Annotated in this window: 21 protein-coding genes and 1 pseudogene; 18 read left to right on the top strand and 4 right to left on the bottom strand. The window is 60.3% G+C overall.

Going from position 1 to position 22636, the window contains the following annotated elements:
* The 5 genes from trbL to CIT31_RS29035 are packed head-to-tail and all read left to right on the top strand — an operon-like array spanning position 1 to position 4427.
* Positions 1–1359, top strand: a complete 1359-nt coding sequence (gene trbL, locus CIT31_RS29015) for a P-type conjugative transfer protein TrbL (RefSeq protein WP_095521343.1) — start codon at positions 1–3, stop codon at positions 1357–1359.
* Entirely contained in the window at positions 1356–2045 is a 690-nt protein-coding gene (gene trbF / locus CIT31_RS29020; RefSeq protein WP_095521344.1) for a conjugal transfer protein TrbF, read from the top strand. The genes trbL and trbF overlap by 4 nt, the downstream gene beginning before the upstream one ends.
* On the top strand, positions 2042–3031 hold the full coding sequence (trbG, locus tag CIT31_RS29025; RefSeq protein ID WP_095521345.1) for a P-type conjugative transfer protein TrbG: 990 nt from the start codon (positions 2042–2044) through the stop codon (positions 3029–3031). Before trbF ends, trbG begins: the two co-directional genes overlap by 4 nt.
* Positions 3028–4206, top strand: coding sequence for a TraB/TrbI/VirB10 family type IV secretion system protein (locus CIT31_RS29030; RefSeq protein ID WP_095521346.1), 1179 nt, complete (start codon positions 3028–3030; stop codon positions 4204–4206). The genes trbG and CIT31_RS29030 overlap by 4 nt, the downstream gene beginning before the upstream one ends.
* Complete coding sequence (locus CIT31_RS29035; protein ID WP_095521347.1) at positions 4203–4427, top strand: DUF2274 domain-containing protein; 225 nt, start codon at positions 4203–4205, stop codon at positions 4425–4427. The genes CIT31_RS29030 and CIT31_RS29035 overlap by 4 nt, the downstream gene beginning before the upstream one ends.
* Here the strand turns inward: CIT31_RS29035 and CIT31_RS29040 are convergent.
* The 3 genes and pseudogenes from CIT31_RS29040 to CIT31_RS29050 form a co-directional block, all read right to left on the bottom strand.
* Complete coding sequence (locus CIT31_RS29040; RefSeq protein ID WP_095521348.1) at positions 4375–5322, bottom strand: LysR family transcriptional regulator; 948 nt, start codon at positions 5320–5322, stop codon at positions 4375–4377. The genes CIT31_RS29035 and CIT31_RS29040 overlap by 53 nt on opposite strands.
* 22 nt (positions 5323–5344) lie before the next feature.
* Positions 5345–5979: pseudogene (locus tag CIT31_RS36205) on the bottom strand (acyl-homoserine-lactone synthase).
* Positions 5980–6208: 229 nt separating this feature from the next.
* Positions 6209–6931: a LuxR family transcriptional regulator gene (locus CIT31_RS29050; RefSeq protein WP_095521349.1), complete on the bottom strand. Its 723-nt coding sequence runs from the start codon at positions 6929–6931 to the stop codon at positions 6209–6211.
* 209 nt (positions 6932–7140) lie between these two features.
* Between CIT31_RS29050 and CIT31_RS29055 the strand changes: the two genes are divergently transcribed.
* From CIT31_RS29055 to CIT31_RS29080, 6 genes are all read left to right on the top strand, one after another.
* Positions 7141–8697, top strand: coding sequence for a sugar ABC transporter ATP-binding protein (locus tag CIT31_RS29055; RefSeq protein WP_095521350.1), 1557 nt, complete (start codon positions 7141–7143; stop codon positions 8695–8697).
* On the top strand, positions 8694–9722 hold the full coding sequence (locus CIT31_RS29060) for an ABC transporter permease (RefSeq protein WP_095521351.1): 1029 nt from the start codon (positions 8694–8696) through the stop codon (positions 9720–9722). Before CIT31_RS29055 ends, CIT31_RS29060 begins: the two co-directional genes overlap by 4 nt.
* Before the next feature lie 58 nt (positions 9723–9780).
* Positions 9781–10725: a substrate-binding domain-containing protein gene (locus CIT31_RS29065; protein ID WP_077380568.1), complete on the top strand. Its 945-nt coding sequence runs from the start codon at positions 9781–9783 to the stop codon at positions 10723–10725.
* A 111-nt stretch (positions 10726–10836) separates the two neighbouring features.
* Entirely contained in the window at positions 10837–11676 is an 840-nt protein-coding gene (locus CIT31_RS29070; protein ID WP_095521507.1) for an SDR family oxidoreductase, read from the top strand.
* A 72-nt stretch (positions 11677–11748) separates the two neighbouring features.
* Entirely contained in the window at positions 11749–12744 is a 996-nt protein-coding gene (locus tag CIT31_RS29075; protein ID WP_095521352.1) for a Gfo/Idh/MocA family protein, read from the top strand.
* An 18-nt stretch (positions 12745–12762) separates the two neighbouring features.
* Positions 12763–13449: an SDR family NAD(P)-dependent oxidoreductase gene (locus CIT31_RS29080; protein WP_095521353.1), complete on the top strand. Its 687-nt coding sequence runs from the start codon at positions 12763–12765 to the stop codon at positions 13447–13449.
* Between the two features lie 64 nt (positions 13450–13513).
* Here CIT31_RS29080 and CIT31_RS29085 read toward each other — a convergent pair whose 3' ends face one another.
* Positions 13514–14668, bottom strand: a complete 1155-nt coding sequence (locus tag CIT31_RS29085) for a LacI family DNA-binding transcriptional regulator (protein ID WP_245316501.1) — start codon at positions 14666–14668, stop codon at positions 13514–13516.
* 31 nt (positions 14669–14699) lie between these two features.
* Between CIT31_RS29085 and CIT31_RS29090 the strand changes: the two genes are divergently transcribed.
* The 7 genes from CIT31_RS29090 (at position 14700) to CIT31_RS29120 (ending at position 22629) form a co-directional block, all read left to right on the top strand.
* A complete protein-coding gene (locus tag CIT31_RS29090) occupies positions 14700–15917 on the top strand; it encodes a CaiB/BaiF CoA transferase family protein (RefSeq protein WP_245316502.1) in 1218 nt (405 codons plus the stop codon).
* Positions 15918–15997: 80 nt separating this feature from the next.
* The gene (locus CIT31_RS29095; RefSeq protein ID WP_245316503.1) at positions 15998–16747 is read left to right on the top strand and encodes a 3-ketoacyl-ACP reductase; all 750 of its coding nucleotides are present in this window, start codon (positions 15998–16000) and stop codon (positions 16745–16747) included.
* The gene (locus CIT31_RS29100; RefSeq protein WP_095521356.1) at positions 16744–18294 is read left to right on the top strand and encodes a sugar ABC transporter ATP-binding protein; all 1551 of its coding nucleotides are present in this window, start codon (positions 16744–16746) and stop codon (positions 18292–18294) included. Before CIT31_RS29095 ends, CIT31_RS29100 begins: the two co-directional genes overlap by 4 nt.
* 11 nt (positions 18295–18305) lie before the next feature.
* Positions 18306–19775 carry an aldehyde dehydrogenase family protein gene (locus tag CIT31_RS29105; RefSeq protein ID WP_095521357.1) on the top strand — a complete coding sequence of 490 codons (1470 nt, stop codon included), beginning with the start codon at positions 18306–18308 and terminating at the stop codon, positions 19773–19775.
* 10 nt (positions 19776–19785) lie between these two features.
* Positions 19786–20607, top strand: coding sequence for an HAD family hydrolase (locus tag CIT31_RS29110; RefSeq protein ID WP_095521358.1), 822 nt, complete (start codon positions 19786–19788; stop codon positions 20605–20607).
* Positions 20608–20619: 12 nt separating this feature from the next.
* Positions 20620–21612 (top strand): ABC transporter permease, encoded by a 993-nt coding sequence (locus CIT31_RS29115; RefSeq protein WP_095521359.1) that lies wholly within the window; start codon positions 20620–20622, stop codon positions 21610–21612.
* A 69-nt stretch (positions 21613–21681) separates the two neighbouring features.
* Positions 21682–22629 carry a substrate-binding domain-containing protein gene (locus CIT31_RS29120; protein WP_095521360.1) on the top strand — a complete coding sequence of 316 codons (948 nt, stop codon included), beginning with the start codon at positions 21682–21684 and terminating at the stop codon, positions 22627–22629.
* The last annotated feature ends 7 nt before the right edge of the window (positions 22630–22636 follow it).

A 22636-nucleotide genomic window follows, 5' to 3' on the forward strand; every position in this document is an offset into this window, starting at 1 on the left:
ATGGAAGGCGCCGGCGTCATCGATCGCTTCCTCGAGGTCTTCACCTCCTATATCGACAGCGGCTTCGGCCTGCTCGGCGGCGAGGTGGCCTTCATAGCCTCGACGCTCATCGTCATCGACATCACCCTCGCCGCTCTCTTCTGGGCCTGGGGCGCCGACGAGGACATCGTTGCGCGGCTCGTCAAGAAGACGATCTTCGTCGGCATCTTCGCCTACCTGATCGGCAACTGGAACAGCCTGGCCCAGATCGTCTTAGACAGTTTTGCCGGCCTCGGCCTCATGGCATCGGGCACCGGGTTTTCCGTTGCGGACCTGATGCGTCCTGGACGTGTCGCCCAAACCGGATTGGATGCAGGCCGGCCGCTGCTTGAATCGATCTCCGATCTGATGGGCTATTGGAGCTTCTTCGAGAACTTCATCCAGATCGCGTGCCTGCTATTCGCATGGGCGCTCGTGCTGCTGGCTTTCTTCATCCTGGCCGTCCAGCTCTTCGTCACGCTCATCGAATTCAAGCTGACCACATTGGCGGGATTCGTGCTGATCCCGTTTGGACTCTTCAGCCAGTCCGCCTTCATGGCCGAGCGCGTGCTTGGCAACGTCATCTCTTCGGGAATCAAAGTCCTGGTGCTGGCCGTCATCATCGGCATCGGCTCGACCCTGTTCGGCGAGTTCACGTCCGGCTTTGGTGGCGAGGAGCCGACAATCGACGACGCCATGGCAATCGTGCTGGCAGCTCTCTCGCTCCTCGGTCTCGGCATCTTCGGGCCTGGCATCGCCAACGGCATTGTCTCCGGTGGGCCGCAGCTCGGCGCCGGCGCCGCGGTCGGGACCGGTCTTGGGGTCGGTGGCGCCGCAGTCGCCGCGGGTGGCGCCACCATGCTGGCTGCGAGGGGTGGAAAGGCTGCTTGGTCGGCGAGTGCCGCTGGCGTTCAGAGTGGCGCCACATTGGCCGGCGGCGCTTCGACCGCCTACTCTCTCGCCTCTGCCGGCGAAACCGGACCGGCGGGTGTCGCCGCGGGACTCGGCGGCGTCGCGCGCGCCGCGGGCGCTGCAGCGGGCTCGCCGCTCAAGCGCGCTGCGTCGCACGTTTCCGAGAGCCTCGGCGCTTCCTTCGATGCTGGTGGCCGCTCGGCTTTCGCAGCGACCGGCGGATCGTCCTCGATGGGCACTGTCGGCGGCGGCACCACGGAGCCGCCCGCATCTTCCACATCCACTAATGATCCGCCGGCCTGGGCCCGCCGCATGCGGCATAGCCAGGCCATGAGCCACGGCGTCACCGCCGCCGCTCATGCCGTCCGCTCCGGCGACAGTCACGGCGGCGGCGCTTCCATCAGCCTTTCCGAGAGAGATCGCACATGAGCTTCCTCAAACGAGCCGCCACCCACTACGGCAAGACGCCGGAGCCTGAGACACCATACCAACGCGCCGCTCAGGTGTGGGACGAGCGCATCGGATCGGCGCGCGTACAGGCCAGAAACTGGCGGCTCATGGCCTTCGGCTGCCTGATCCTGTCTGCTGGGTTCGCAGGTACCCTGGTCTGGCAGTCGGCGCACGGCACCGTCGTGCCATGGGTTGTAGAGCTGGATAGAACGGGGGAGGCCCGCGCAATCGAACCGGCCGTTGCCGACTATCGCCCAACCGATCCACAGATCGCATTCCATCTTGCGCGCTTCATAGAACAGGTTCGCTCGATCTCCGCCGATCCGATCATCGTCCGCCAGAACTGGCTGCGAGCCTACGAGTTCACTACCGATCGCGGTTCCGTGGCTCTCAACGACTATGCGCGCTCCAACGACCCATTTGCGCGCGTAGGCAAGCAGCAGGTCAGCGTCGAGGTATCGAGCGTGATCCGGGCTTCGCCGGATTCGTTCCGCGTCGCCTGGACCGAGCGCCACTACGAAAACGGCCAGCTCGCCGGCACCGAACGCTGGACCGCTATCCTCACCGTGGTGATCCAGCCGCCGCGCGATGCCGAGCGGCTGCGCCGCAACCCGCTGGGTGTCTTCATCAATGCCATCAACTGGTCAAAGGAGCTGGGGCAATGACCAGACCGACGATCCGCAAAGCCGATTTTCCGGTTTTCCGCAAACCCGTATCCACTCTTGGCGTGCTCGTGGTGTCCACCGTGACGCTCGCAGCCTGCGCCAGCGCGTCGAAGCCACCGCAGATCAGCTACGATGCCAACGTGCCGCCCTTGCCGGCTGTCGCCATCAGCACGGGCGACGGTCAGCCGCATCCCATTCTTGTGCCGCCCGGTTGGACCCCGACCAGGGGTGGCGATCCCGCGACCACTCCGACCGGTCGGGTCGAAAACGCCAACACCGCCGCACGCGTCGAACCGCGCAAGGAGGGGTACTACAACTCGATCCAGATCTATCCCTGGAGCGAAGGCGCGCTCTATCAGGTGTATGCGGCTCCCGGGCAGATCACCAACATCGCACTGGAGCCGGGCGAGAGTCTGACCGGCGCTGGTCCAATCGCCGCCGGCGACACCGCGCGTTGGATCATAGGCGACACGGAAAGCGGAAGCGGCGCGACCCGCCGGGTCCATATTCTGGTGAAGCCGACCCGAACAGACGTCACGACAAACCTGGTCATCACCACCGACCGGCGCACCTATCTGATCGAGCTGCGCGCGAGCGAGAAGCCCTACATGCCGGCCGTCGCCTGGGCCTATCCACGAGCCGCAGCACAGCGCACGAGCGTTCCCACCGCTCCGATTATTCCGGCCGTTGCCGCGCGGATCTATCGGTACGGGCTGACCGGCGACAGGCCGCCCTGGCGGCCGATGTCGGTGTTTGACGACCGACGCCGCGTCTATGTCGTTTTTCCGCGCGGGATCGTCCAGGGCGAGATGCCCCCAATATTCGTCATCGGCTCGAACGGCGAGCCCGAGATCGTCAACAGCCGCATTTATCAGAACATCCTGATCGTCGATCGGCTGTTCGGCGCCGCTGAACTGCGTCTCGGCAGCGGCAAGCGCCAGCAAACCGTCAGGATTATGCGAACCGATGGGAGGCCATCGTCATGAGCGAGACGGAAATCGGCAATACGACGAGAGCTTCTGATGCGACATCGGGCACCGCGGCGACCATGCGGCTGCGCCCCGACGCGCCGCGCGTCACCCGCATCTCCCGCAAGGTGCTCGCCGGGCTTGGCCTGGTCGCCGGCCTCGGCATAGGTGGCGCCATGATCTATGCGCTCCAAACCGCCGATCGGCAGCAGCAGGGCGATGAACTGTTCACGACCGAGCGCCGCCAGACAGCGGATGGGTTGCAGAGCCTGCCTTCCGACTACAGCGGCATCCCTCAGCTTGGTCCTCCACTTCCCGGAGATCTTGGCGGCCCCATCAAACGCGCCAGGGACGAGGGGCGACCGATCCCAGCCGAGGTGACGCCTACGCAGCAGCCGGATCCGGAGGAACAAAGGCGCCTTGCAGAAATGGAAGCGGCCCGTACCAGCGAAGTCTTCTTCCAGACCCGATCCGCGACCGCTACGGATCTTCCGACCTTACAACCGACGCTCGGCGGAACGGCGCCGAACCTCGCCGGAGCCGGAACGCAGGACAAGCAGCTTGCCTTTCTCAATGCCGCGGTCGATCGCCGCACGGTCGCGCCCGATCGCGTTGCTTTACCGGCCTCGCCGTTTGTGCTGCAAGCCGGCTCCGTCATCCCGGCTGCGCTCATCACCGGCATCCGCTCCGATCTTCCCGGCCAGATCACCGCGCAGGTAACCCAGCACATTTACGACAGCCCGACCGGAAGCATCCTTCTCATCCCGCAAGGAACACGTTTGATCGGCGAATACGACAATGGCGTCGCCTTCGGACAGCGTCGCATCCTGTTGGTCTGGAACCGTCTGATCTTCCCGAACGGCCGGTCCATTGTCCTCGAACGGCAGCCCGGTGCGGACACCGCCGGTTATGCCGGGCTGGAGGATGGCGTTGACTATCACTGGTGGGATCTGATGAAGGCCGCTGGCCTCTCGACGCTGCTCGCTGTCGGCGCGGAGTTGACGATGAATGACGACGACCGGCTCATCCAGGCGATCCGCAGCGGCGCCCAGGACACAATCAACGACGCCGGCCAGCAGATCATCCAGCGGCAATTGCAGGTTGCGCCGACGCTCAACATCCGGCCGGGTTTCCCGATCAGGGTGATTGTTGCTCGTGACCTGGTCCTCGAACCCTACGGAGTAGGCCAATGACGAAACTCAAACTTGGCGCCGTTCCCGACGACAAACCGTTCAAGATCTCGATCGAACTGCCTGCGTCCGTGCATCGCGACCTCGTCGTTTACGCCGAGATCCACGCGCAGGAGACTGGCCAGCCTGTTGGCGAACCGGCCAGGCTGATCGTACCGATGATCGAGCGCTTCATGGCGACGGATCGTGCGTTCGCAAAGGCGCGACGGAGTCGGCGGCCCTAGTCGGGGGATAGGGCTCCTGCAGCACCTTAAGGAAGTGCTCCAGCGCTGGGTTGTCGTTGTTCTTCTGCCAATAGGCGACGTAGTTGACCCGGCTCGGACCGTTGTCGTCCTGAACATCGCGATAGACTACGCCGGCGTAATTGGCGCCTATCCCGGCCTCACAGATCAGGCTTGCCCCAAAGCCGGCCCCCACCAAACTCATTATGTTTTCGGAGCTGACGTCCTGGCTCACGACCTTGGGCTGGATTCCGGGCGAAGCTAAGTTCGTCAGTAAAATGTCCCGCAGTTCCGGTCCGGGCTCACGCTTGCTGAGCAAGAACGTTTCGCCTCTGAGGTCGGTCCAATAGATGGTTTCGTTCGCCGACAATGGATGGCTCTCCGAGAGCGCAACCATGATGCGTTCGTCCCACAATGCCATTGCTCCCGCTTCGCGGACTTCCGGCTCGCCGGTGACAATGGCAACGTCGAGCGCGCCATGCTCTAGGCCTACGAAGAGCCTCTCCCGCCCGTCCTCGACGGCGCGGAGTTCCACCCGCGGAAATCGTCGCGCATGTTCCATCAGGCTCGCCCGCAAATTCCCCGCCGACAGCGATGTATAGAAGCCGACGGCCAGCCGGCCGGCCTCGCCCCGGCGTACAGCCTTGGCCGACGCCATCATGTGGTCCAGCCCATCGACCAGATGCCTGGAGGTCCGCAGGATTTCGGTGCCGACCGTCGTCAGACGCACGCCGCTTCTCGATCGCTCGAACACTGCGACTCCCAGACGATCCTCCATCTGTCGAATGCGGCGGCTGAGTGACGACTGCTCGATGCCGAGCACCTCCGCCGCGCGACGGAAGCTGCCATAATGCGCGGCGGCGACAGCGTAACGGAGATGGCGCAGTTCGATGGTCATTGTCGACCAGCAGCAGCCGTGATCACGCCGCCACCGGTTGGGCGACGCGAGCGACGAGCACGGGCGCTTGGAGTTGCCCCATTTCACGGACGTTCATCAGCACGGATTCCGAGATCAGCAGGTAACCGGCTAGCGCCTTTGTGTCATCAATCTGCATGGGCGGAGCGAAGCGTTCCAACGGCCATCCGGCGCGCCTCAAAATGCGCTCAAATCGAACGTCCGTAACCGTGACCACCGCCTCTTGATTCTTCGACAGTCCCCACTCGAGAATCCCGGCAAGCAGGCTGAACGTCGCGTCACGAAGGCCAGCTGCGGTCACACAGCCAGCCGATCCGGTATCTACACAGAAGCGCGAGCTTTCAAATACTCTGTCGCTTCGCGGAGCGGGATTCGATCCAAGCAGCGCGGGGAAGGTGTTCGCCAGCATCGTTGGCCCCATTGTCGGCAGCAGCCTCGCACAGCCACCGAGCTGCTGTCATCGATTGCAATGATGTAGGTTGGCTTGAGCGCATCGTAGGCGTCGATTTCCATATCGCCCGAAACAGACACGTCCCAATTCAGACGGTCTCGAAAAACGCGATAGCGCAAGCGGTGCATTCCCGCGATCAGATCAGGAAATTCAGAGTCGTCCGGGTGAGTAACTGGAATTACACGCATGGCAGCAGGCTCCTTTGCTTGAGAGCAACAAAGAGCACGGCGCGCCGAGCCGCGTAGCTGTAGGGTTTTACAGGCCGGCGAGCCGAACAAACCCAAACGCAATCTTGGCGAGCGAGACCACGCCTGCTCAAGCGCGGGTGCCGCGTTGATGGGGCAGTCGATCGGACCACGCAAATCAGAGCGGCACCGCGCTCAGCGGTCCGACAGGAAGCGGAGGCGAGGGTTTATTTCAGGACGAGATAAGGCCGCGGTGCGCGGCCTCGGCCACAGCCTGCGTCACCGTCGACGCACCCAACTTCGACCTGGCATTATCGAGATGGAAGACCACCGTTCGCGTGGTGATGCCGAGAATAGTAGCGGTTTCTGGCATCTTCTTGCCGCGTGCCGCCCAAGAAAGGCACTGCCGCTCTCGTTGGGTGAGTGGCGCGTCAGCAAGCCGGGTCAGGCCCAGTTGGAGTTTCGCATAGACGTGCGAATGATAGTACAGCGCGGCAAGTTGTAGGGTATCCATCACTTCAGTTGGACGAACCTCGACAACTGCGTCCATATTGCCGGCGAGCGTGAACGCGGCGAATCGGCCGAAGCCTCCCCGAATCGGAACAGTCGCGCCACTGTGAATCCCGAACTTGCCGGCCTCAGCGAAAAAGCGCTGTTGAGAAACTGAGGGAAGTCGCAACGTCCGGCGATCCCATTGAAACGACCGTTGCGATTTTCGAGCCAGCCCAACGATAGGGTCGATATCCTCGTATCTTTGCTCGATGTACCGTCGTGCCCATGATCCTGGATACGAAGAAAGCACCTTGAGCGCTGGTTCCGAAAAACCGAGATAGGCAAACCATCGGTAACCCAGCCGCGCCGCAAGACGGTCAGCCGCATTCCTGATGCCGACCTCATCGTAGGCCGTTTCCAGCGCATCTACGAAATCACCGAAGGTAACGTCGAGGAGTGTCATTCTTCAATCTTGACAGAGATTCGGCGTTATGCAAGAAATCGTTTTCTCACTTATCCCCGCCATGGCCGTCTACCGCCAGCGGGTATTACCAGAGAAAACGATTTCACAAAGAGGCCAAGAATGGCCCTTGTTTGGGAGGAAGCGATGAAATCAGGCGGTGTCTATGGTGGTCGGCGCGGTTTTCGGCCCGCCAAGGCAACGTTGTCCTGATGACCCGGAGCACGTCCTCGGCGACGCGGTCGCAAGCCCAGGCCGAAAACAAACCATTTGCGGTGATCGAGCGGATCACCAAGCGCTACGGTATCGCAACTGTGCTCGACGAGATCTCTTTCGCGATCCACGAAGGCGAGGTGCACGCGATCGTTGGCGAAAATGGCGCCGGAAAATCGACCATAGCTCGCGTGTTGGCTGGCCTCGCTAGGCCTGATAGTGGGCACATTACAATCGACAGCGAAATCGTCTCTGATTTCTCGGTGCGGGCCGCGGAGGAACGCGGAGTCGTCCTCATTCATCAGGAACTCGCCCTTGCCGAACACCTAGACGTCGCTGCGAACATGTTTCTCGGACACGAGTTGCACCGCGGCGCCTTGCTTTCGATTGCCGAAATGACGAGACGCGCTCGCGAGATGCTCGCAAGACTTGGTAGCTCTGTAATGCCCCGGCAAAGGGTGTCATCCCTCCCCGTTTCCGACAAGCAGATGGTGGAAATCGCCAAGGCGCTACTGCGAGACGCAAAGCTCATCATCATGGATGAGCCGACAGCGGTGCTCACGTCGCGGGAGACGGAGAACCTGTTCACCCAGGTCGAGCGCCTGCGTCGGGAGGGCGTAGCCGTCGTCTTCGTTTCCCACAAACTCGAAGAGGTCAAGCGCATCGCCGACCGCGTAACGGTACTCCGTGATGGGCGATACCAAGGCACTTGGAACATCGAGGATGTGACCGCTCAGCAAATAGCCAACCTGATGGTAGGGCGGGAACTCAATCAAATATATCCGCCCAAGGCAGCAGCTCCGGCTTCCAGTGTTGCCCTTTCGATCAATAACTTTTCGCCAGACATTCCATCACCACCGATCACCTTGGACATTTTCGCGGGCGAGATCCTAGGCGTAGCTGGCCTGGTGGGCTCGGGTCGTACCGAACTCTTTGAATCGATTGTGGCTCTCCGTGGTAGCCGCGGTGGCGACTTGACACTCTGGGGGCAAGCGATCCGACACAGTACGTACCGCGCCATGCTGGAAGCCGGTGTCGTCTACATAACCGAGGACCGCAAAGGGCGCGGCCTCCTTCTTAACGAGACCATCGCTCACAACGTTTCGTTCCTTGATCAAATCCTTTCGCGGTTCCGGCTCGTGGATGCCGACAAGGAACGCAAGGCTCGCGATTGGGCGGTACGCGAATTCAGCATTGATGCGCCCTACCCCAATGTGCGCGTTGGCAGCCTGTCCGGTGGAAACCAGCAAAAAGTCATGCTTGCGAAGTCCCTGCTGAATCGGCCGCGTGTCATCATCGTCGACGAACCAACTCGAGGAATCGATGTCGGCACACGGGCGCAAATTTACAGGATGCTGCGCCGCCTGGCTGATGAGGGAAACGCCGTTGTTGCGATTTCATCAGACATGCAAGAGGTCGTTGGTCTCAGCGACCGCGTGATGGTGATGCGTGACAACGCAATAGCCGGATTTCTGACCGGAACTGACATTTCCGAGGAAGAAATCGTGCAACTCGCGGCCGGCGTCGCGAACAATTCTCATGATGGTGAAAAATGACCCAGCAAGACACGACAAGGGCTTCCGTTTTTGCCGCTCACCCCGGCCGCGGTGAGGAGAAATCACGGTTCCAAATCGACTATGCGGCTTTCGGCCCGCTGCTTGCACTCGCCATCCTAATTGGGCTTGGAGCGATTCTAAACCCGACTTTTATCTCTATCGACAATCTCGAGAACGTGCTGGCGCGCTCCGCATTTATCGGAATCATCGCTATTGGCGCAACCTTTGTCATTACATCAGGTGGCATAGACCTCTCCGTGGGATCCATGGCTGCGTTCTCCGCCGCGACAATGATTGTCGTGATGAACGCAGCGGCTCCTTTAGCCAGTTCCGGCTATGCGGCGATCGCCGCTGGTGTCGCGGCAGGCTTTCTGGTGACTGTTTTGGCGGGCCTTGTGAATGGAGCCGCCATTACGCTCGGCCGCATTGAGCCGTTCATCGTGACCCTCGGGATGATGGGGATTCTGCGATCGCTCGTGACGTGGTTTGCCGACGGCGGCGCCCTCACACTCGACTTCGCCGTGCGCGAACTCTACCGACCAGTCTACTTCGGCGGTGTTCTTGGCCTGAGTTGGCCAGTCATCGCTTTCCTTGCGATGGCACTGCTTGGTGATTTCGTCCTGAGGAGAACCGTCTTTGGGAGGCACATTGCCGCTATCGGCTCAAGCGAAGATGTGGCGCGATATTCGGCGATCAAGGTCTCCAGAATAAAACTCCTTGCCTATGTCGTGCAGGGCGTCTGCGTGGCCATCGCGGTTTTTCTCTATGTTCCTCGGCTCGGCTCAGCAACGCCATCGACGGGCTTGCTGTGGGAACTGGAGGCCATCGCGGCCGTGATCATAGGAGGCACATTGCTGAAAGGTGGCCGTGGTCGCATCTGGGGCACGGTGGTCGGCGTCCTGATCCTTAGTCTGATCAGCAATCTCCTCAACCTCACGAGCATCGTAAGCCCCTACCTCAACGGTGCCATGCAGGGTGCAGTGGTGATCATCGCGGTGTTGCTCCAGAGGCCAAGCCAACGCTGACGTGTCGGCCAGGCACATAACGTCAACCCAAGTCGGAAATTTAACCGGAGGAACAGTCATGACACTGAAGAGAACGCTTATTGCTGCAACAATGCTCGGCCTAGCCGGCACTGCCACTGCCCAGGAAGAAAAGATCAGGATTGGCGTCTCGATTCCAGCTGCCACGCACGGATGGGCGGGAGGATTGAACTACCACGCCCGCCAGGCGATCGATCGGCTCCAAACACAATACCCGAACTTGGAAATTGTCCTGCAAACAGCGGCCAATGCCACCGAACAGGTCAATGACATCGAGGACCTGAACTCCGGGACGATGACGGCTTTGGTCATCCTTCCTTTTGAATCGGCGCCGTTGACGGCGCCCGTCAAGGAAATCGCCAGCCAAGGGGTCTACGTCACCGTAGTAGACCGCGGGCTGTCCGAACCCGGGATCGAAACGTTCCATATCGCCGGCGATAATCCGGCTTTGGGGCGTGAAGCTGCGCTTTACATCAATTCAAAGCTTCCAGATGGCGGCGAGGTCGTCGCCATGCGCGGCATTCCGACTGAAATCGACAATCAGCGCGTCGAGGGCTTCAAGAAGGCGCTCAACAGCAGCATCAAGATCCTTGACGAAAAGCATTCCAATTGGAATCGCGACGAAGGCTTTGCCGTCATGCAGGACTACCTGCAGCGCTTTCCGAAGATCGACGCCGTATGGACGCAAGATGACGACACAACGCTTGGTGTCATCGATGCGGCCCGCCAGGCAGGCCGTGAAGGAGAATTCTTCATCGTGGGTGGCGGCGGCATGAAACAGATCGTTCAAATGGTCAAGGAAGGGAGCCGCCAGGACGTCCCTGTTACAGTGTCATATCCACCGTCCATGATCGCGACAGCGATCGAGCTCACGGCCGAGCACTTCGTGAGCAAGATTCCTCTTGATGGCCGGTACATCCTGAATACCTCCCTGATCACGAAAGAGAACGCGGACCTCTTCTACTTCCCGGATTCTCCGTACTGATCATCAGGTCGGCCTCCCCGGCGGCTCGGCGGGCCGCCGGGTTTCCACAACCTCAGCAGGGCTTAGGAAGCAATGGCTGCAATCACAAAGCAGGACGAAATATCCGGCAAAATGCTCAACCGTTTCGATGGCAAGGTCGCGATAGTCACCGGTTCTACGCAGGGACTTGGAGAAGCAATTGCACATCTTTTAGTCGAGCGAGGTCTTTACGGCCTCGTTGTCACTGGGCGTAGCGAAGAGCGTGGCCAGAGGGTCGTTCAACACGTCCAGAAGCTTGGCTGCAAGGCGATCTTCGTGGCGGCCGATCTGTCCCGGCATGACGACGTGCTCAGGATCGTGAAACGATGTGACGTGACATTTGGTCGAGTGGATGTCCTCGTGAATGCAGCCGGCAATACCGATCGAGGCACCATCCTCGACACTGAGGAAGCGCTGTACGACCAAATCTTCGCTACGAATGTCAAGGCACCTTTCTACCTGATGCAGAGATGCCTCTCGATCATGGTCCGCGAAGGTATCAGGGGGTCGATTCTTAACGTGATTTCGATGAGTGCGCATGGCGGACAGTCTTTTTTGTCAGCCTACTGCGCTGCGAAGGGCGCGCTAGTGACCCTCACCAAGAACACCGGCTTTTCAATGATGCGCTACGGTTGCCGCATCAACGGCCTCTGCATCGGCTGGATGTATACGCCGGGCGAAGAGCAAACGATGCGGCGCTGGCATGGAGCGACGGATGGCTGGCGTGCGGACGCGGAGTCCAAGCTCCCCATTGGTCGAATGCTTGACATGAACGAAGTCGCAAGAACTGTCGCATTCCTATGCTCGGAAGAAGCGGGAATGATGACTGGCTCCGTCATCGACTACGATCAGTCGATCCCGGGCTGCTTCGACGCAGTTCCGCAGCCCCCAGGGATCCCGCTCGGTATAAAGACCAAACCGCCCGTCGACTAACCAACATCGTCGGCCTGCCGCGGCAAGGGCCGCGTCAGGTCCTCGACGCTCAAGAATCTGTGAGGAAGCATAGTGCTCAAAATCGGAATTCTGGGGGCCGCGCGGGTCGCGCCCATGGCGATCGTGGAGCCGGCGGCGAGACGCGAGGACGTCGAAATTGTCGCCATCGCGGCCGCTCGGCCGGGCAAGGCCGAAGCATTCGCCCGCGCGCACAACATACCCCGGTTCTATCGCAGCTACGAAGACGTCATCGAAGATTCCGAGGTCGACCTGATCTACAACGCCTTGCCACCCCATAGTCACGCGCGGTTTTCGATCCTTGCGCTCGAAGCGGGCAAGCACGTCCTTTGCGAGAAGCCGTTTGCCATGAGTGGTCCTGAAGCTCGAACTATGGTGGCGGCCGGAAGACGCTGCGGTCGACGGATCATAGAGGCGTTCCATGACCGGTATCATCCCATTTTTCTGTATCTCGTGGAATTGGTCGGGTCGGGACGCCTCGGGCGCATAAGCTCGCTCAAGGGTGTCTTCAATCACTCGATCGGTCCGGATGGCGGTGAGTTTCGTCACATTCCTGAATTCGGAGGTGGCGCGCTCATGGATCTCGGTTGCTACCCGGTCCACTGGTGCCGCTCGCTTCTCAACGAGGAGCCCTCAATCGTCGCGGCGCGCTGCAAGATGTCCGACACCGGCGTTGATGAGGAGATGAATGCTTGGTTGCGTTTTCCGTCGGGCGTCACCGCGGAAATCGAGACAAGGATGTCTCCTTCCTGGGATATGCATGCACGTTTCGAGGTTGCGGCCGAGCATGGGACAGTCATTCTGATCAACAGTCTCCTGCCCCATCGCGGTCATTCGGTGCTCGAAACGATCAACGGCAAATTCCGGGAATTCACGATCGCTGGAAGCACGACCTTCGACTATCAACTGGATGCCATCGTGACCGCCATTCGCAGTGGATCGCCCGTGCCGACTGAAGGCACAGACCCGATCGGCAATATGGACACGATCGATGCGATCTACCAAGCCGCCGGCGTAATGCGAGATGGCGTGGAACAGCTCATTTCCTGATTTTCTGAGGAGCAGATTATGTCTGTAGTGGTGATAACAGGAGCAGAACAAGGGCTGGGCCTCGCGCTGGCCAGGCTTTACGCCAATGACGGCTTCCGGGTCGTGGCCGGCTGCCTCAATCCGAATCTCGAAGGGATCGTCGCGCTAGCCGCTTCAAGCCCTCAGGTTGAGGTCATTCCCCTCGACGTCACCAGCGAAAGCTCGGTTGCCGCGTTCGGCGACAGGTTGTCCGGACAGGCCGTCGACCTTCTCATCAACAATGCAGGCATTCATCGGCGCAAGGGATCGGCACCCGAGAGCGTGGTCTTCAGCGACTGGGAGGACACGCTTCGCGTCAACACGCTGGGCGTGGCGAGAATCTCGTTTGCGCTACGCGCAAATCTCGTCATGGCGGCCCAGGCAAGGCTCGTAACCATCTCGAGCGATTGGGCTTCGGTTTCGCAACATCCCGGGACCGCTTACGACTACTGCTCTTCGAAAGCGGCGGTAAACAGCGTCATGCGGGGAATGGCAATGAACTGGGCCAAGGACGGTGTGATCATCTTGATGGTCCATCCAGGCTGGACGCGGACAAAGATGGGCGGGGCCGACGCTCCGCTTCTTCCGGAAGATAGCGCAAGTCGCGTGAAGTCGCTCATTTCACGAACGACGACTGCGGATAATGGGCGTTATGTCGACAACCTCGGCAACGATATGCCGTGGTAGCTGGTTTCGTCTTCTTCCTACGCGGCGTGGTCCAGGCGGCCTAGCTACGGCGCCGAAAGAGAGCCTAGTTCGCGCGACCAGGTCCCGTGCTCCCCCGCACGACCAGGCTGATAGGAAGCTCACGCTCTCTCAGGTGTCGGCGTTGCAGCGGTGATGCGAGAATGTAGTCGGCCGCAAGGCGCCCCATGTCCCGCGCCGGGACCTCCAGCGTCGTCAGCTCAGGCGCGGTAAGCACCGCGATTTCGAGGTTGTCAAAGCCTATGATCGAGATGTCCTTTGGAACAGCGAGGCCCGCTTCAACGCAATATTTGATCGCGCCGGCGGCGAGGATGTCGCTGCCGCAGAACACCGCGGTCGGACGTGGCGAAGAGGCCATCAGCATCTTCATCGAGCTACGGCCGTTCTCTATCTTGTAGGCGCCTTCGGCCACCGGAACTGAAGCAGCGTCGATACCCGCCTTGGCCAGTTCCCGCAGGAAGCCGTCCCGTCTACCCTTGGCCCGATCATTGTCCTGGGTGATGCCGGCAATCATTCCGAGCCTTGTGTGACCGAGATCGAGGAGATAACGCGCCGCGGCGCGCCCAGCCTTTTCATTGTCGAAGCCGACCGCGGCGCCCGCATCAGTCGCGGTAGAAGTGTAAGTAAAAACGTAGGCGACGCGCTTTTGTTCGAGCATGGCCAGCGTTTGCGGGCGGTGCTCGGCGCCGACCAACAATACTGCCTCTGCCCCCCTTTCAACGAGGAGCTTCGCCTGTTCGTATTCCAGGTCGATATCATAGGTTGATGTATTCAGGATAAGGGAGACGCCCTTCTCCGCCAGCCGCGCCTGAAGGGCGTCGACCATGGTTGCGTAGATCGCATGATCGAGGGTTGGAATGATGGCTCCAACCAACCGTGTACGTGTTGAACGCAGCGCCCGCGCCGACCCGTTTGGCACATAGCGCAATTCCGCTGCGGCACGAATGACTCGTTCGCGCACGCCCCTATTGACAGTGGGATTGCCATTAAGGACGCGGGAAACGGTGGCTGGCGAACACTCCGCCAATTTGGCGACGTCGATGAGCTTTGCGCCTTCCTCGTTGTCCATGCCTGCTTCCACGCTGCCTTGAGAAACCGTTTTCTGATAGCTCATTTTTCGTAACTTAGCACCGGTTTTCTTGCTTTTCTGTGCATAAGTCACTTGACATAACGAGGTAATTTCAAGAAAACGATTTCTCAAGGCCGTTCTCAGAAGGCCAGAGGGAGCGAAAATGCTGCTTAACGGCATAAAGATCGTAAGTTTCTGCCATTTCCTGCAGGGGCCCGCGGGCGCACAGTATCTCGCCGACATGGGTGCCGACGTTATCAAGGTTGAGCCTATCAATGGAGCCCATGAACGGCATTGGTCTGGCGCCGATGTGTTCGTCGAGGGAATCAGTGGCTTCTATTTGTGCGCAAACCGGAATAAGCGCTCGATTGGCGTCGACCTCAAGACATCAGAGGGCAAGGACGTTGCTCGTCGCCTGATCGCCAGCGCCGACGTGGTGATGGAGAACTTTCGACCGGGCGTCTTTGCCAAATTGGGCTTCGATGCGGCCGCCCTCGACGCTCTCAACCCAAACTTGATCTTCGCGTCCGCAAGCGGATTTGGTTCGACCGGGCCTATGGCGGATAAGCCTGGTCAAGACCTGCTGATCCAGGCCCGGTCGGGACTGATCGGAGTGACTGGCGCACCGAAGCAGGGTCCAACGCCTGTTGGCGCGGCAATTATCGACCAACATGGCGGCGCGCTCCTCGCGATGGGCATACTAGGGGCTCTTGTGCGCCGTCTCCGGGACGGAAAGGGAACGCGGGTAGAGGCTAGTCTGCTGAATTCCGGCATCGATCTTCAAGGCGAGGCACTTGTGAACTTCTTGGCCGGCAACTTTACGCGAAAGGTTCTTGATCGTGAGGAGAACCTTGCGACTTGGTTTCACGCGGCACCTTATGGGGTTTACAAGGCGAGCGACGGTCACGTCGTGATCTCGCTCTGCGACCCGGCAACACTGGCCGAAGCGCTCGATAGCGATAGTCTCCGCGAGTCCGTAGACATAGACCGGCTCGGCGACCGCGACGAATACGCGCGGCGGCTGAACAGTATGACCGCGAAACTCTCGGTGGCCGAGCTCGATCACCGCTTCCAGAAACACGGGATCTGGTCGGCGCCAATCCAGTATTACGACGAACTGCTGTCTGATCCGCAACTGGTTCACTCGGAGGTGTTCAGGCAGGTTTCCGTGCGAGGCCGCACCATTCACCTGGTCAACCACCCAAACCGATACGACGGCAAGGTTCCTGAGCTTCGCGTGCTTGCACTCGAGATTGGTGAACATACCCGCGAGATCCTCGCTGAACTCGACTACCGGCAGGCCGAAATCGAACAACTGTTGCGGTCTAAAGCCGTCGTTGCGTCGCGTGGTGAAACTGTGACTGCAAGGCAAGCCTCATAATGCTGGTAAAATCCTCACAGCATTCGATTGATGCACCATCCCCCAAGGGTCGTGAGCCAGGGGACCGAGGCGTCGCAATCGTGACCGGCGGGCGCAGGGGCATTGGCCGCGCGATCTGCCGTGAACTGGCCTCGGCTTGTTTCGACCTCGCCGTTGTCGACGCTGTCGACGACGAGAGCAGCCATGTGACTGTCGATCTCCTAAGAACGACTGGTTGCAAGGTTTCATTCTACAAACGCGATATTACTCAGACCGAAGGTAATTCTGATTTCATATCCCGTGTCGAAGCCGAACTCGGCGCGGTGACTTGCCTAGTCAACAACGCCGGGATCCAGGTCTCCGTCCGTGGCGATCTCCTCGAGGTCACGGAGGAGAGTTTCGACAGGTTGCTCAACGTCAACCTGCGGGGAACCTTCTTCCTCACGCAAGCGGTAGCCAAAGCCATGCTGGCACGGTCGGCTGGCCGGCATGACAGGACGATCATCACGATCACTTCGGCCAACGCTGGTCTGGTCTCGCCGGAAAAAGGACCCTACTGCATCTCAAAGGCCGGCCTATCGATGGCCTCTCAACAGTTCGCACTTCGCTTAGCAGACGCCGGGATCTGCGTTCATGAGGTGCGTCCGGGCCTCATCCAGACCGACATGACGGCCGACGTCTATGAGCGCTACACGAGCCAGGTCGAAGGTGGCGGGCTTTCCGCGATACGGCGCTGGGGGCAACCTGAGGACATAGCACGCGGCGTGGCCGCGCTTGCGGTCGGCGCGATACCTTTCAGCACTGGCGACATCTACCACATCGGCGGCGGAATGCAGATTCATCGGCTATGACGAAAGCTCTCTTTTCACTTCAACGAGAAAACGATTTCTCGAAACAAACGGCGGCTCCCGCACTGGTCCTCGAGATGCGGCGCATTCACAAAAGATTCCCCGGGGTTAATGCGCTGAAAGACGTCAGCTTCACCGTCAGCCACGGCGGCGTCCATGGTGTCATCGGGGAAAATGGGGCGGGCAAGTCAACGCTGATGCGGGTTCTCTCGGGGGCCTACATCGCTGATGAGGGCGAGGTGGTGGTTGACGGAAAGGTGGTGCCGTCCCCTACCCCCGACGCCATGCTGCGCCTCGGCATAGCCGTGATCTATCAGGAGCTCGCCCAGGCGCCTCACCTGACAGTCGCCGAAAACATTTTCCTAGGCCGCCTCACGAAGACCAAACTGGGGACCGTCGACTGGCCAGGCGTCAGAGAGGGTGCCCGGGAAGTGCTCGGTCGACTTGGCTTCGACGTGAGTCCTGAGGCCCGCATTGACCAAATCAGCGTGGCCCAGCGCCAGATGGTCGAGATTGCAAAGGCGATCGCACGCGACGCACGGATCATCGTTCTCGACGAGCCGTCAGCCGTGCTTGGTGATTCCGAGCTTGCGCATCTGTTCAACATAATTCGGCGTCTGAGCCGTGAGCATGGCGTCTCGTTCATCTACATCACCCATCGCCTGAAGGAATTGTTCGAGATCTGCGATGACGTCACCGTCATGCGCGACGGCGAGGTCGTGGCATCAACGCCGATCGACTCGACGAATACGGGCGAACTCATCCGGCACATGGTTGGACGTGAGTTGAAGGATGTCTTTCCGAAACGTGTCGAACCTCGGAGCGAAATCAGGCTGCGGGTCAGTAACCTGACGCGCGATGGTATTCTCGACAACATCTCGTTCGATGTCCGCCGTGGCGAAATACTCGGTGTTTGCGGGCTCGCGGGATCGGGGCGCACGGAGGTCTTGCGTGCCATCGCCGGTGCCGATCGTATCGATGCCGGCTCCGTCGAGGTCGATGGCAAGGCGGTCTCAATCGACACGCCCCAAAAGGGCCTCGCTGTCGGAATTGGACTGCTCCCTGAGGACCGGAAGACAGAAGGTCTGTTCCTCGACCAGTCTGTCGGCTTCAACATTACGGTCTCAAAGCTTGGACTGGTTAGCTGGCGGGGCCTGATCCGTCCAAGCAGCGAGAACTCGGTGGTTTCCCGGTTTATCCGTCAGATGCGGATAAAGACGCCCGCAGCGGGAACCAAGGTGCGCACTCTTTCGGGCGGCAATCAGCAGAAGTGCGGCATCGCGCGCCAGTTGCACGCCGGCAATGAAATCCTGCTCGTCGACGAGCCGACACGCGGAGTCGATGTCGCCGCCAAACGAGAAATCTATGACCTGCTGGTCGAACTCACGGCGACGCGCGGAAGCAGCGTGGTGATGGTCTCGTCCGAACTGCCGGAAATCCTCGGTCTTTGCCACCGGATACTTGTCATGCGCCAAGGCTGCGTGGCGGCCATTCTCGAAGGCCCCGGCGCCACCGAAGAACAGATCATGTCCCACGCGGTCTGGCATTGAAGGAAAAACAGATGAGCATACGAGACTACAAGCATTTCATTGGCGGCCGCAACGTTGACGGCGTCGGCACGGACTCCATTGAGCGCGTGTCTCCCGCCAACGGACAAACAGTTGCACGCTACGCCAGGGGAACCACCGGCGACATCGACCTTGCGATTGAGGCGGCACGCACTGCATTCGACGAAGGTCCGTGGCCGCGAATGAGCGGCATGGACCGCGCAAATATCCTGCACGCCTGGGCGGACCGTCTTCGGGAAAACAAAGATCGTCTCGTTCGTATCGAGGTCGAGGAGGTCGGCAAGCCTATCCGCTTCGCGCGTGGCGACATTGACGGCGCGATCGGCCTTATACGCTACGCGGCATCGCTCGCCCTGCAGATGTCAGGGTCGGCCTATACCAATCTCGGGGAAAATAAGACTGCGATGATCATGCGAGAGCCCGCCGGTGTTGTCGCGTTGATCACACCTTGGAACTTTCCGGCTTTGATCGTGGCCCAGAAAGCCCCGTTTGCACTGGCGGCCGGCTGCACCGTGGTGCTGAAGCCAGCCGAGTTCACCTCCGGCAGTGCGTTCGAGATGGCGGCATCGGCCTTCGAGGCCGGCGTGCCCGCCGGGGTCTTCAACGTGGTTAGCGGACAAGGCGCCACGATAGGCGACCACCTCACCTCGCATCCCGGGATCGATTTTGTTTCCTTCACCGGATCGACGCGCACTGGCCATCGTGTTGTCTCGAATACGGGGCGCAATCTCGTTAAGTCCTCAGTTGAACTTGGGGGCAAATCCGCAAACATCGTCTTTGAGGATGCGGATCTTGACGCGGCTATAGACGGCGCGCTGATGGGCGTGTTCTTCAACAATGGCGAATGCTGCATTTCCGGTTCAAGGCTTCTCGTTCAGTCCAGCATTGCCGACGAATTCGTCAAGAAGGTCGTCGAGCGCTCCTCTCGCGTGAAAGTCGGCGATCCATTCGACGAGGCCACAGACGTCGGGGCGCTCATCGATGACCAGCATCTGGCGAAGGTCGCCGCTTTCGTAAAGTCCGGCATCGATGAAGGCGCCGAACTCGTGCTCGGCGGCGGCATTGCAGCCGGGACTGGCGGGCATTTTCACGAAGCCACGATCTTCGATCGCGTCGATCCGACGATGACGATCTTCCGCGAGGAGATCTTCGGACCGGTACTGAGCGTCACCCGTTTTGACTCCGTGGCAGACGCAATTCGGCTTGCGAACGATACGATCTATGGCCTGGCAAATTACGTCTGGTCCAGGAACATCAACACGGTCATGACCGTAGCAAAGCAGCTGAGAAGTGGCCTTGTCCAGGCAAACACGGTGATTGATGGCGCCCCGCAGCTACCGCTTGCCGGGGTGAAGGGATCGGGCTTCGGGAACGAAATGGGCCAGGCGGGTTTTGAGGAGTTCACGCAGCTCAAGACCCTGCTCATTCACACAGGTCCCCGCACCCCGATATTTGGCATTTGAGGACTTGGCGATGCCCGATCTGCGCCTCTTTGTCACCGACGTCGACCGGACGCTGTTGACCCACGATTATGCTCTTCCGGCTCGCGTGTCTGGAGCCCTGCGCGCTCTTCGTGATGCCGGCGTGGCGGTCGTGCTGGCCAGTGCCCGGTCGCCGGCAGCGCTGAGGCCGTATGCGGAGCGCCTGGGCGTCACAGACCTTGCCATTTGCTTCAACGGTGGTTGGATCGGCAATGTCGCGACGGGGGCGTCAATTTTCCAAGCACCGATTGAGAGGGCCGCCGCGCTTGCAGCGATGATCGAGGCCAAGACTGAGGGCGTGAACCCCATGTGGTTTACGACGTCAGGGATTTACGCACTGGAAATCACCGAGAGCATCCGCCGCGAAGCGGAGATCACCCGTGAAGCGCTCCACGTCGTAGCCAATCTTGCCGACCTGCCTGACAAGCCAGGCAAGATCATGTGCGTCGCAGCCAATCCCGGCGACTTATCGGGCTTTCAACGGTTGCGGGAGCGCCTGGGCTCCGAGCTTTCAGTCGCCTCCTCGCACACACGGCTGCTGGAGATCGGACCTCTCCAGGTCTCGAAACGATCGGCACTCGAGACCCTGGCAACTCGGTTGAACATCACGCGAGCGCAGTGCGCAGCTGCTGGCGACGCCGAGAACGACATCGAGATGCTGGAGTGGGCGGGCGTTGCCGTGACCGTGGCCAACGCCTTGACCGCCGTCAAGCGCCTCGTCGGGTTCGTCGGCCCTTCCTGCGACCAGGGAGGATTGGCCGATGGCGTCACTTGGCTGTTGAAGCATCAGGCACATGCGCGCGCGGTTATCTAAGGGAGGAAGAACATGGAAATCACGGCGCGAGACGTTGCCCCGGGTTCAGTGGCGGGCATTTCCCGCAGGATGCGCTCCTGGGCACAAGGCATCGGGCTCTTGTGGGTGCTGTTGATTCTCTGCGGGGTCGCGATCTATCTCTCCCCCAGCTTTCTGCAAACCGGCAATCTGCTCAACGTCGGTCGTCAGGTTGCCCTGTTCGGCATCGTCAGCGTCGGCATGACTTTCGTCATCCTGACACGTGGCATTGACCTTTCCGTCGGCTCGATCGTCGGGGTGACATCCGTGAGCGCAGCAATGATGCTGGCCGCCGGCGTGTCGATCCCAATCGTTGTCCTCGCAGCACTCGCTATCGGCGTTTTGTTCGGCATCTTCAACGGCGTTGGTGTCGTCGTCCTGGGCATGCCGCCCTTCATCATGACACTCGGAACGCTGGTGATGGGCAGAGGCATCGCCATGACGATCGCCGACGGTCAGCCCAAGAGCCTCGGCTCGGCCGCAGATGGATTCCATTTTCTTGGTGGCGGGTTCCTGCTGGGAATCCCGGTCCCGATCTGGATCTTCGTCGCGATCGTCGCTGTAGCGTATTTCGTGCTGCGTCACACTGCTTTCGGCCGCCAGGTCTACGCAGTGGGCTCGAATGGCGAGGCCGCGCGCCTCGCGGGCATAAATGTCCCCCGCGTGCTGATGAGCGTCTATGTCATATCCGGCCTGCTCTCGTCCTTGACGGCACTCATCTTCGTTTCCCGGCTCACCGTCGGTGAGCCGACCGCCGGGACTAACCTGGAACTCGAAGCGATATCGATCGTGGTGATCGGCGGCACCAGCCTGTTCGGCGGAGAAGGCGGCGTGGTCGGGACCGTGATCGGCGCCGCGATCATAGCCCTGATGGCCAACATCCTCAATTTGCTCGGCATTTCGCCCTTCACGCAGCAAATCGTCAAAGGTGCGATCATCCTCGCAGCCGTTGGCTTCGAGGTCATGCGTCACCGGAAGGGCAGATAGGCATCTTTGTCCGGCGAGCCTCGACAATGGTGACGAGGACGCTGGGGCAGAGGAAACTGGGAGGTAGAAATGGAACTTACACGCCGCAGAACACTGACGCTCATGGCCAGCGCCGCCGCTATTCCACTGATCGGAATTGGCAGAAGGGCATTCGCTGACGACAAGATCAAAATCGGCTTCAGCCAATGTACATTGAACCATCCCTGGCGTGTTGCGCAGACCAACGTCAACAAGGCGTATGCCGATGCGAACCTGAAGGATGTCGAACTCGTCATCACCGACGGCAACAACGATTCCGGCAAACAGGTGTCCGACATCGAGAACCTGATCGCTCAGGGACCGAAGGTGCTGATTGTGTCGCCGCTCACTGCCGACGCACTGACACCCATCGTGAAGCAGGCCATGGAGAGCGGGATCGCCGTGGTGACCCTGGATCGTAAGGTCAACACCAAGGTGACGTGCCACATCGGCGCGCTCAATCTCCCGATCGGCGCGGCAGCCGCGGCCTTCCTTGCAAAGAAGCTGGGCAACAAGGGCGCCATCATCGAGCTTCAGGGCACGGCTGGCGCATCGGCCACGACAGACCGCAACAAGGGCTTTGTCGATGAACTAGCCAAGACCCCAGATCTCAAGATCGTGGCGACACAAAATTGCGACTACACGCGCGACAAGGCGGTCAAATTCATGGAGGACATGGTGCAGCGCTTTGGCGAAGGCGAGATCCAGGCCGTCTATGCCCACAATGACGAAATGGCGCTTGGCGCCATCCAGATCCTCGAAGGCGCAGGACGTCTTAAGGACGTTCTGGTGATCGGCATCGACGGACAGAACAACGCCATCGACGCGGTTGCCGCCGGCAAGCTGGCAGCGACGTTCACCTATCCGTACGTGGCGCCGGAGGGCATCGAATATGCCTACAAGATCGCGAAGGGAGAAAGCGTCCCGGAAGAGGTGCTCCTCGAATCCGTCGCGATTACCGCCGAGAACGCCAAGGACATGATCGGCAAAGGATTCTGAAATCGAG

Source organism: Mesorhizobium wenxiniae (assembly GCF_002284535.1).
GTDB classification, from domain to species: domain Bacteria; phylum Pseudomonadota; class Alphaproteobacteria; order Rhizobiales; family Rhizobiaceae; genus Mesorhizobium; species Mesorhizobium wenxiniae.

What these genes read in the sequence shown, in the direction of transcription:
- trbL (WP_095521343.1), top strand. Translation starts at nt 1, where the DNA reads ATGGAAGGCGCCGGCGTCATCGATCGCTTCCTCGAGGTCTTCACCTCC.
- trbF (WP_095521344.1), top strand. Translation starts at nt 1,356, where the DNA reads ATGAGCTTCCTCAAACGAGCCGCCACCCACTACGGCAAGACGCCGGAG.
- trbG (WP_095521345.1), top strand. Translation starts at nt 2,042, where the DNA reads ATGACCAGACCGACGATCCGCAAAGCCGATTTTCCGGTTTTCCGCAAA.
- CIT31_RS29030 (WP_095521346.1), top strand. Translation starts at nt 3,028, where the DNA reads ATGAGCGAGACGGAAATCGGCAATACGACGAGAGCTTCTGATGCGACA.
- CIT31_RS29035 (WP_095521347.1), top strand. Translation starts at nt 4,203, where the DNA reads ATGACGAAACTCAAACTTGGCGCCGTTCCCGACGACAAACCGTTCAAG.
- CIT31_RS29040 (WP_095521348.1), bottom strand. Translation starts at nt 5,322, where the DNA reads ATGACCATCGAACTGCGCCATCTCCGTTACGCTGTCGCCGCCGCGCAT.
- CIT31_RS29050 (WP_095521349.1), bottom strand. Translation starts at nt 6,931, where the DNA reads ATGACACTCCTCGACGTTACCTTCGGTGATTTCGTAGATGCGCTGGAA.
- CIT31_RS29055 (WP_095521350.1), top strand. Translation starts at nt 7,141, where the DNA reads ATGACCCGGAGCACGTCCTCGGCGACGCGGTCGCAAGCCCAGGCCGAA.
- CIT31_RS29060 (WP_095521351.1), top strand. Translation starts at nt 8,694, where the DNA reads ATGACCCAGCAAGACACGACAAGGGCTTCCGTTTTTGCCGCTCACCCC.
- CIT31_RS29065 (WP_077380568.1), top strand. Translation starts at nt 9,781, where the DNA reads ATGACACTGAAGAGAACGCTTATTGCTGCAACAATGCTCGGCCTAGCC.
- CIT31_RS29070 (WP_095521507.1), top strand. Translation starts at nt 10,837, where the DNA reads ATGCTCAACCGTTTCGATGGCAAGGTCGCGATAGTCACCGGTTCTACG.
- CIT31_RS29080 (WP_095521353.1), top strand. Translation starts at nt 12,763, where the DNA reads ATGTCTGTAGTGGTGATAACAGGAGCAGAACAAGGGCTGGGCCTCGCG.
- CIT31_RS29090 (WP_245316502.1), top strand. Translation starts at nt 14,700, where the DNA reads ATGCTGCTTAACGGCATAAAGATCGTAAGTTTCTGCCATTTCCTGCAG.
- CIT31_RS29100 (WP_095521356.1), top strand. Translation starts at nt 16,744, where the DNA reads ATGACGAAAGCTCTCTTTTCACTTCAACGAGAAAACGATTTCTCGAAA.
- CIT31_RS29105 (WP_095521357.1), top strand. Translation starts at nt 18,306, where the DNA reads ATGAGCATACGAGACTACAAGCATTTCATTGGCGGCCGCAACGTTGAC.
- CIT31_RS29110 (WP_095521358.1), top strand. Translation starts at nt 19,786, where the DNA reads ATGCCCGATCTGCGCCTCTTTGTCACCGACGTCGACCGGACGCTGTTG.
- CIT31_RS29115 (WP_095521359.1), top strand. Translation starts at nt 20,620, where the DNA reads ATGGAAATCACGGCGCGAGACGTTGCCCCGGGTTCAGTGGCGGGCATT.
- CIT31_RS29120 (WP_095521360.1), top strand. Translation starts at nt 21,682, where the DNA reads ATGGAACTTACACGCCGCAGAACACTGACGCTCATGGCCAGCGCCGCC.